This window comes from Neisseria sp. P0018.S001 (assembly GCF_051957355.1).
GTDB classification, from domain to species: Bacteria; Pseudomonadota; Gammaproteobacteria; order Burkholderiales; family Neisseriaceae; genus Neisseria; species Neisseria subflava_A.
Map to the genome: position 1 here is coordinate 1 of NZ_JBQCWN010000023.1, position 7,848 is coordinate 7,848.

The following is a 7,848-nucleotide window of genomic DNA, read 5'->3' on the forward strand; positions in this document are numbered from 1 at the left end:
GGTTGAAATCGATGCGGGTGATGAGGCTGTGTTCGAGTTCGGGATTGGAGAGGCTGTGCCATTGTCCGAGCAGGACGGCTTTGAACATGGACAACAGGGGATAGGCGGGACGGCCGCGGTGGTCTCGGAGGTAACGGGTTTTTTGACGATTCAGGTATTGTTCGATCGGCTGCCAATCAATCACCTGATCCAACTTCAATAGCGGGAAACGGTCGATGTGTTTGGCAATCATGGCTTGGGCGGTTTGTTGAAAGAAGGTGCTCATGGAAAATCCCCTAAATGTCTTTGTGGGAATTTAGGGGATTTTGGGGAATTTTGCAAAGGTCTCAGGCCGTCTGAAAACAGGTTTAACGGTTTTTCAGCCAGTCATTACGCATTTGTGCGGCTTCTTCAAAATAGCGGTAAAGCTCGGTTTTGTTGCCGTCTGAAAGGAGCTGTTCCAATTTGGATAATTGTTCTTTCAAATCGCCGGTCAGTTTGAGCAGGGCAGGGCTGTTGGCCATGCAGATGTCTGTCCAAACGGCAGGGTGGCTGGAGGCAATGCGGGTGAAGTCGCGAAAGCCGGTGGCGGCATAGGGGAGATAGTCTTTGCCGTGCGGATGGTCAACCAAAGCGTGGACATAGGCAAAGGCGGCCAAGTGCGGCAAGTGGGAAACGGCGGCAAAAATATTGTCGTGTTCTTCGGCGCTCATGGTCGAAATTTGCGAACCAACCGCCTGCCACAGCATTTTCAGCCGTCTCAGGCCGTCTGAAGCTTCTTGGCCGTGCAGCGTAATGATAAGGCGGCTGTTTTGAAACAAACCGCAACGTGCGGATTTTGCCCCGCTTTGATCCGAGCCGGCAATCGGGTGTGCAGCAAAACATTGCGGCAGGCGATCGGATAAGTGGGTGCGGAAGGCATCGAGTGCCGATTGTTTGGTGCTGCCGACATCGGAAACGCAGGCGGTGTCTTTTAAGAAGGGCTTGATGTCGCGGCATACGTCAGGCAGGACGGAGACAGGCGTGGCAATTAAAACCAAATCGGCATTGCCGATGCTTTCGGCGCAAATATTCGGATAGGCATGGTCGATGATGCCGCATTCGAGTGCGTAATTGAGGTTGTCGGCATTGGTGTCGATGCCGGTAATGGTTTGCACCAGTCCCAAGCGTTTGAGGTCGAGCATGAACGAACCGCCGATTAAACCGACGCCGATAAGGGTAATGTGAGGAAAAAAGGCGGAAGTGTTCATGGTTTGGATCCGGTACAAGTGGGAAAGCTTATTTTAATCCGTTATGGAGGCCGTCTGAAAGATGTCATCAAGGTTTCAGACGGCCTTTTTTATGGTCGGATTTTCATGATTTAGGCATAGAAAACTCCGTTTAGTAGGAGCATGTAACCGATTATCAGATTTTCATACACTAAAATAATCATCTGAATTAGTATAACGTCTTAAAGTAAGTAATTGGTATCTTAAAGTAAATTATTACATCATATTTTATTTTGATTGATATCGAATAAAATAACTCACTCAGAAAGAAGGAATTTATGAGTTTTTCACAAACCGAATTAGTCAACGCAATGCGTTTGCTTTCTACCCGTCTGCCGCAATTTCCGGAGCAGCAAAACCAAGTATCCCGTATGTTGCGCATCGTAACCGAACGTTTGAGCAGCCATTTGAACGAAAACCTGAAAGCGTTCGGCATCAATGAAAACCTGTGGTTTTCCCTGATGGCGGTTTACGTCAGCCCAAACAGCGAAATCCTGCCTTCGCGCTTGAGCGACCTGATGGACTTGACGCGCACCAGTGCAACACGCCTGTCGGACGACATGGTTGAGCGCGGCTGGGTAGAGCGTTATATCAATCAGAAAGACCGTCGTCAGATTGTGCTAAAATTGACCCCTTCGGGTGAAACCTTCATCCACGAAGTATGGCCGCAAATTGCCCGTCAGAGCGGCCAGGCGTGGGAAGATTTCACGAAAGAGGATTATGATACGCTGCAACACCTGTTGGGTAAGCTGTTGAACCGTTTGGGTAATTGACAACAGACGGCCTGAAGGTCTGCGGCAGACACACATCAACGGAGTCTGTATGAAATTAGGTTTGGTCAAATCAAGCGTATGCGTTGCCGCTGTTTCGCTGTTGGCGGCATGTGCGCCGTTCGGCAAACAGTCGCCTTTGGATGAGACAACAGCCTATCCGCTGCCGCAAGGCCAATCTGCCGCTACTGCCCAAGACGGCTGGTGGATGAAGCTGAAAGATAAAAAATTAAACAATTTGATTGCTTCCGCCATTCAGACGTCTACCAATCTGCGTGTCGTCAAGGCAAGGTTTGAGCAGGCTCAGGCGCAGCTGGGCGTTGTAGGGGCCACAAACAAACCGCAAGTCGGCTTGGGCGTTACAGGTCTGGGTGCTTATGTTTCACCCAAACCTCAAGCCGGTATGGTCGATACCGACCATACATTGGTTTTGGCGAACGCAGCCTTGCAAGGTAGCTTGGTTTTTGACTTTTGGGGTAAAAACCGAGAGCAGATTCAAGCCGTTTTGGGAAAAAGCCGGGCAGCGGTATATGAAGCGCAGCACATCCGCACCGAGTTGGCTCATGCCGTTGCTGCCCAATATTTTGCGTGGCAGATGGCGACAGAACAACTGGCGCTGCTAGATACGCGCATAGAGTTAGCGGATAAGGCATTGAAACTGATGCAACAACGCGTTAAAGCGCAGCTGGCTCCTGCCGATGCCTTGCACGCTCTGGAAATGGCGCAACAACAATTGCAGCTTGAAAAATCGGCATGGACTCAGAAAAATGAGAAAATCCGCAACAGTCTGGCTGTATTGGCCGGCCGTGTACCGGGTGCATTGAATGGACAGGTTCCGGAAAAAATGGCGGCTGTGCCGTCATTGCCGGTTAACCGTATTGAAGCGGACTTGCTGGCGGCCCGCCCCGATATTGCGGCGCAAAAAGCCTTGCTTGAAGAGAAATGGCATATCGTCAAATCGACCGAAGCAGAGTTTTATCCGAATATTGAGTTGAAAGTTTTGGCAGGTATGACGCACATCGATGCGTTCAATCTGATTCGCGGACGGACTTCCGGTATGTTGGGCATTGTTCCGGCTTTGAATCTGCCATTGTTTACTTCCGGAGCGTTGCAATCCAAATTGGCGGGCAAACGTGCCCAGTATAACGAGCAGGTTGCCGTGTATGACCAAACTGTTTTGAATGCCATGCGTTCGGCAGCAGATGCCGTAGTCGACTATCAAAGCCTGAAAAGCCGACAAGATACTTGGAATAAGATGGTCAATATCGCGGATAAATCTGTGCAAAATGCGAAAGGACGTGTTCGTGCAGGCTTGGATAACGGCTTGACCGCTTTGCAAAAACAAGACGAGGCTGCTCGTACAAAAATGTCGGCGGTTCAATACCATGCAGAATATCTGACAGCTTGGAGTAACCTCAATGCCCAGTTGGGCGGAGGCTTTAAATTGAATAAGAAATAAACGTTTTATTAAAACGTAGGCCGTCTGAAAGTAATTTCAGACGGCCTTTTGCTTACCTTATTTACATTTGCTACCGGAAGAAATTATTGTAATGAATAGAGTGTAACTATAGAATATAACCCTTTAGCGCGTTAAATGCGCGTATTGGGTTGAGGGTGGAGCCAGCAGCCTGGGGCAAGACAATAATATCGTTATCACATGTACAGAATTAAAGTTGGGACTTATGGATACTCAATCAGAAAAAAATAATGTCCAAAAAGAAACAGAAGTAGCCGCTTCCGGCGCTAAGACGCATCGCAAACGCAATTTGGTTATCGTTACACTTCTATTCCTTATTATAGCGGCCGGATTCGCTTTGGCGTATTTCCTATTTTGGCAGCATGAAGAAGAAACGGAAGATGCTTATGTGGCCGGTCATTTGGTGATGATTACGCCGCAGGTAAACGGCACGGTGCGCAAAGTCATGTATGACGATACGGATGTCGTGAAAAAAGGCGATGTTTTGGTGGCCTTGGACGACAGCGATTTTCAGCTGGCATACGATCGCGCGCAAAATGAATTGATTCAGGCCATCCGTCAAAATAAACAGCAAACTGCGGTCAATTCAAAAGCCAAAGCGCAAGTGTTGTTACGCAAAGCCGATTTGGCCCGTGCGCAAGCCGATTTGCGCCGCCGCGAATCTTTGGCGGGTACGGAAGCGGTTTCCGGAGAAGAACTCAGCCATGCTCGCGCCGCTGTGGTTCAGGCTCAGGCTGCATTGAAAGCGGTTGAGGCGGAAGAAGTTTCTGCTCAGGCAGCGTTGGGCAGCAATATTCCTCTGCGCCAACAACCGGCAGTTCAGACGGCCATCAGCCACATCAAAGACGCTTGGTTGAATTTGCAACGTACGCAAATCCGTTCGCCGATCGGCGGCCAAATTGCCAAACGCAATGTCCAAGTCGGCCAACGTATCGTGCAAGGTACGCCGATGATGGCCGTTGTGCCTCTGTCTGAATTATGGGTAGATGCCAACTTTAAAGAATCGCAACTGCGTAAAATGAAAATCGGCCAGCCTGTTGAAATGACAGCCGATTTGTACGGTAGCAAAGTGGTTTACCATGGCAAGGTAATGGGCTTGTCGGCCGGTACGGGCAGTGCGTTCTCATTACTGCCGGCACAAAACGCAACGGGCAACTGGATTAAAGTTGTACAACGTGTGCCGGTGCGTATCAGTTTGGATGCTAAAGAATTGCAACAAAATCCGCTCCGTGTCGGTTTGTCGATGACTGTTAAAGTCGATATTGCCGAGAAGGGTAGCGGTAAAGCCATGACTGCCGAAGCGGAACAAAATACTGCCTTGCCGGAAACGGAAAGTGTGGATTGGAAAGCCGCCGATGCTTTAGTCGATAAAATCTTCGAGCAATACGCAAAATAATCTTTTCAGACGGCCTGAGTCTTTTATTGAAGGCTCAGGCCGTCTGAAATATTGATTCTCTTCAATCGACCGCTTTGGCGGTTGTCTTATAGTTTAAAAATATGAATTATCCGCCGTTACAAGGGTTTAAGCTGGTGTTGGCAACTTTGGCGCTCAGCTTGGCCGTATTTATGGAAGTCTTGGACAGCACCATCGCCAACGTCGCCGTGCCCGTTATCGCAGGGGATTTGGGTGCGGCGACCACGCAGGGCACTTGGGTGATTACCTCATTTGCCGTAGCCAATGCCATTTCCGTTCCCCTGACCGGCTTTTTGGCCAAGCGGTTTGGCGAGGTTAAAATCTTTATTGCTGCCGTGATTGGTTTTGTCGTAACGTCATGGCTGTGCGGTATGGCGCATAATCTTCAAGCCTTGGTTTTTTTCCGAGTGTTGCAAGGCTTTATCGCCGGGCCTTTGATTCCCTTGTCCCAAAGTCTTCTGATGGCTTCCTATCCGCCTGAAAAACGAACATTGGCACTGGCCTTATGGGCAATGACCGTCGTTGTTGCCCCTGTATTGGGACCGATTCTAGGCGGTTGGATTTCGGACAACTGGCATTGGGGATGGATTTTCTTTATCAATATCCCAATCGGGGTTTTATCCGCCTCCATTGCTTGGAAACAGCTTAGACACAGGGAAACCGAAATCATTAGGGCGCCGATTGATTACGTCGGGCTGGTGTTGATGATTGTCGGTGTCGGCGCATTGCAAATGATGCTTGATAGAGGTAAGGAATTGGACTGGTTTGCCTCGGGAGAGATTATCGTTTTGGGCGTTACCGCTTTGGTGTTCCTGACCTATTTTATTGTTTGGGAGCTGGGCGAGGAATACCCGATTGTCGATTTGTCATTGTTTAGAAATAGAAACTTTACGATAGGCGTTGTTGCGACATCCTTGGGCTTTATGGTGTATATGGGTACATTGACCTTGCTGCCTTTGGTGTTGCAATCAAATCTCGACTATACCGCTACTTGGGCTGGTTTGGCTGCTGCACCGGTAGGTTTTCTGCCGATTATTCTGTCGCCGATTATTGGTAAGTTTGGCAATCGCGTCGATATGCGCCTGTTTGTCAGTGCCAGCTTCTTGGTGTTTGCCTATACATTCCATTGGCGAACCGACTTCTATGCCGGCATGGATATGAGCAACGTCGTTTGGCCACAGTTTTGGCAGGGTTTAGGCGTAGCCATGTTCTTCCTGCCCCTGACCAGTATCACCTTATCACATATGAAGGGCAACCAAATTGCCTCGGCCAGTAGCTTGTCTAATTTCTTGCGAGTCTTTATGGGCGGTGTCGGAGTGTCCGTTGTCAGCACCATGTGGGAACGGCGCGAAGCTCTGCACCATACTCAGCTGACCGAACATATTAATTCATTGTCCTCAATCAGCAACCAATCTATTCAAGGCATGATGGCCAATGGCCTGAGCAAAGAGCAAGCCCTGGCTACGATAAATAGTACTATTTCCCAACAAGGCTTTATTATTGGCTCAAATGAAATCTTCTTGGCAGGCAGTATCATATTCATCAGTATGATTCCCATTATTTGGCTGGCAAGACCTCCGTTTAGCGGTTCCGGCGGGGGAGGGCATTAGATAAAAGGCCGTCTGAATTTCAGACGGCCTTTTATCTATTATATTATTTAAAACTCAATAATAGATCTCTAAATGCATTTGGATCTTTAATAAACGTCATTTCTCCTGATTGAGGGAAATGGAAATCAAGTAGGCGAGATACCCAGAAACGAATACATCCGGCTCTTTGTGCAGTAGGAAAATACGCGTGTTCTTCATCAGATAATGGACGTACGCTTTCATAGCCATGGATAAAGGCATCATAAAGGACAGGGTCTAATTTGTTATCAGCTGTTCGTGCCCAATCGTTAACCGCAATTGCCAGGTCGTACATGAAATTACCGTTACACGCATAATAGAAGTCGATAAAGCCGGAAACTTCATCTCCATTAAGCAATACGTTGTCCTTAAATAAATCGGCATGGATAATACCGGAAGGTAAATGCTCTCCTAGATTTTCATCTAAAGCTGCAATTTCAGATTGAAGCAGTGCAGCATCCTCAGAATCTAAAACAGGCAGCAACTGAGTGCAGGCATCGTGCCACCAGTCATCATAACGAGGATTTTTCATTTTTAAAGGAAAGTCTTGGCCGGCTAAATGCATTTTGGCCAGCATAGCACCGGTATGGAAGCATTGAGCTTCAGTTGGCCAGCCAGTATCAGAACCATTCAAACAAGTAACCAAACAAGCCGGTTTTCCGGCCAAAATAGAATGCAGTCCGCCATCTTTACGAGCAATCGGAGCGGCGCAGGCAACACCATTCAGACTCAAATGCTGGTTTAGTTCTAGAAAGAAAGGCAGTTCTTCTGATTTCAAAACCTCAAAAACAGTCAATACATAACGACCGGTTGAAGTAGTCAAAAAATAATTACTATTAGTAATTCCTTGAGCAATCCCCTGCAAAGAAACAAAATCTCCCAAATCATATTGCAGAAGGAAGTCACGCATTTGAGCGTCGGAAACACTGGTATAGACAGACATAGCAAACTCGAGGCTGATATAAAAGAATCAAGGAAACATCATACCAAAAAACAAGCGCCAACAATATAAATTAAAGCGAGGGTCAAATTCAAAAGGCCGTCTGAAATACTCTTTCAGACGGCCTTAGTATTGAATCGGGTTGGATTTGGAAAGAGAATAGGGAAGTTTTGAATGTTTTTAGAAAAATAAAAACCCTGTTAAAACAGGGCGGTGGTTAAATTTCTGAAAATAATTTCGAGAAAGGTGTTGACTGGTTTCGTTGTGAGGCGTATAGTTCGGTTCTTCGCTGCTGACGCGGTGAAGAAAACGAAGCAGACAGTATAACACAGTTAGTTAAAATTTTCGATAATTTTAGTTGACATTTGCTAA

7 protein-coding genes are annotated in these 7,848 nt (G+C 47.6%); 4 read left to right on the forward strand and 3 right to left on the reverse strand.

All coding sequences use genetic code 11. The features are described 5' to 3' along the window. On the reverse strand, nucleotides 1-265 hold a 265-nt coding region (locus ACTHTJ_RS10365), incomplete at its 3' end, for a transposase (protein ID WP_440360940.1). An 82-nt stretch (nucleotides 266-347) separates the two neighbouring features. After that, nucleotides 348-1,229 (reverse strand): prephenate dehydrogenase, encoded by an 882-nt coding sequence (locus ACTHTJ_RS10370; protein ID WP_070583369.1) that lies wholly within the window; start codon nucleotides 1,227-1,229, stop codon nucleotides 348-350. 296 nt (nucleotides 1,230-1,525) lie between these two features. Here ACTHTJ_RS10370 and ACTHTJ_RS10375 point away from each other — a divergent pair, with 296 nt between their 5' ends. The 4 genes from ACTHTJ_RS10375 to ACTHTJ_RS10390 all read left to right on the forward strand — a co-directional run bounded on the left by ACTHTJ_RS10375 (nucleotide 1,526) and on the right by ACTHTJ_RS10390 (nucleotide 6,518). Then, nucleotides 1,526-2,020: a MarR family transcriptional regulator gene (locus ACTHTJ_RS10375; RefSeq protein ID WP_004521040.1), complete on the forward strand. Its 495-nt coding sequence runs from the start codon at nucleotides 1,526-1,528 to the stop codon at nucleotides 2,018-2,020. Between the two features lie 49 nt (nucleotides 2,021-2,069). Continuing rightward, the gene (locus tag ACTHTJ_RS10380) at nucleotides 2,070-3,476 is read left to right on the forward strand and encodes an efflux transporter outer membrane subunit (RefSeq protein ID WP_070583367.1); all 1,407 of its coding nucleotides are present in this window, start codon (nucleotides 2,070-2,072) and stop codon (nucleotides 3,474-3,476) included. Between the two features lie 223 nt (nucleotides 3,477-3,699). Continuing rightward, nucleotides 3,700-4,890: an HlyD family secretion protein gene (locus tag ACTHTJ_RS10385; RefSeq protein WP_070583365.1), complete on the forward strand. Its 1,191-nt coding sequence runs from the start codon at nucleotides 3,700-3,702 to the stop codon at nucleotides 4,888-4,890. Nucleotides 4,891-4,991: 101 nt separating this feature from the next. After that, nucleotides 4,992-6,518, forward strand: a complete 1,527-nt coding sequence (locus ACTHTJ_RS10390) for a DHA2 family efflux MFS transporter permease subunit (protein WP_070583363.1) — start codon at nucleotides 4,992-4,994, stop codon at nucleotides 6,516-6,518. Between the two features lie 43 nt (nucleotides 6,519-6,561). Here the strand turns inward: ACTHTJ_RS10390 and thrB are convergent, their stop codons facing one another. Further along, entirely contained in the window at nucleotides 6,562-7,479 is a 918-nt protein-coding gene (thrB, locus tag ACTHTJ_RS10395) for a homoserine kinase (protein ID WP_070583361.1), read from the reverse strand. Nucleotides 7,480-7,848 lie beyond the last annotated feature (369 nt).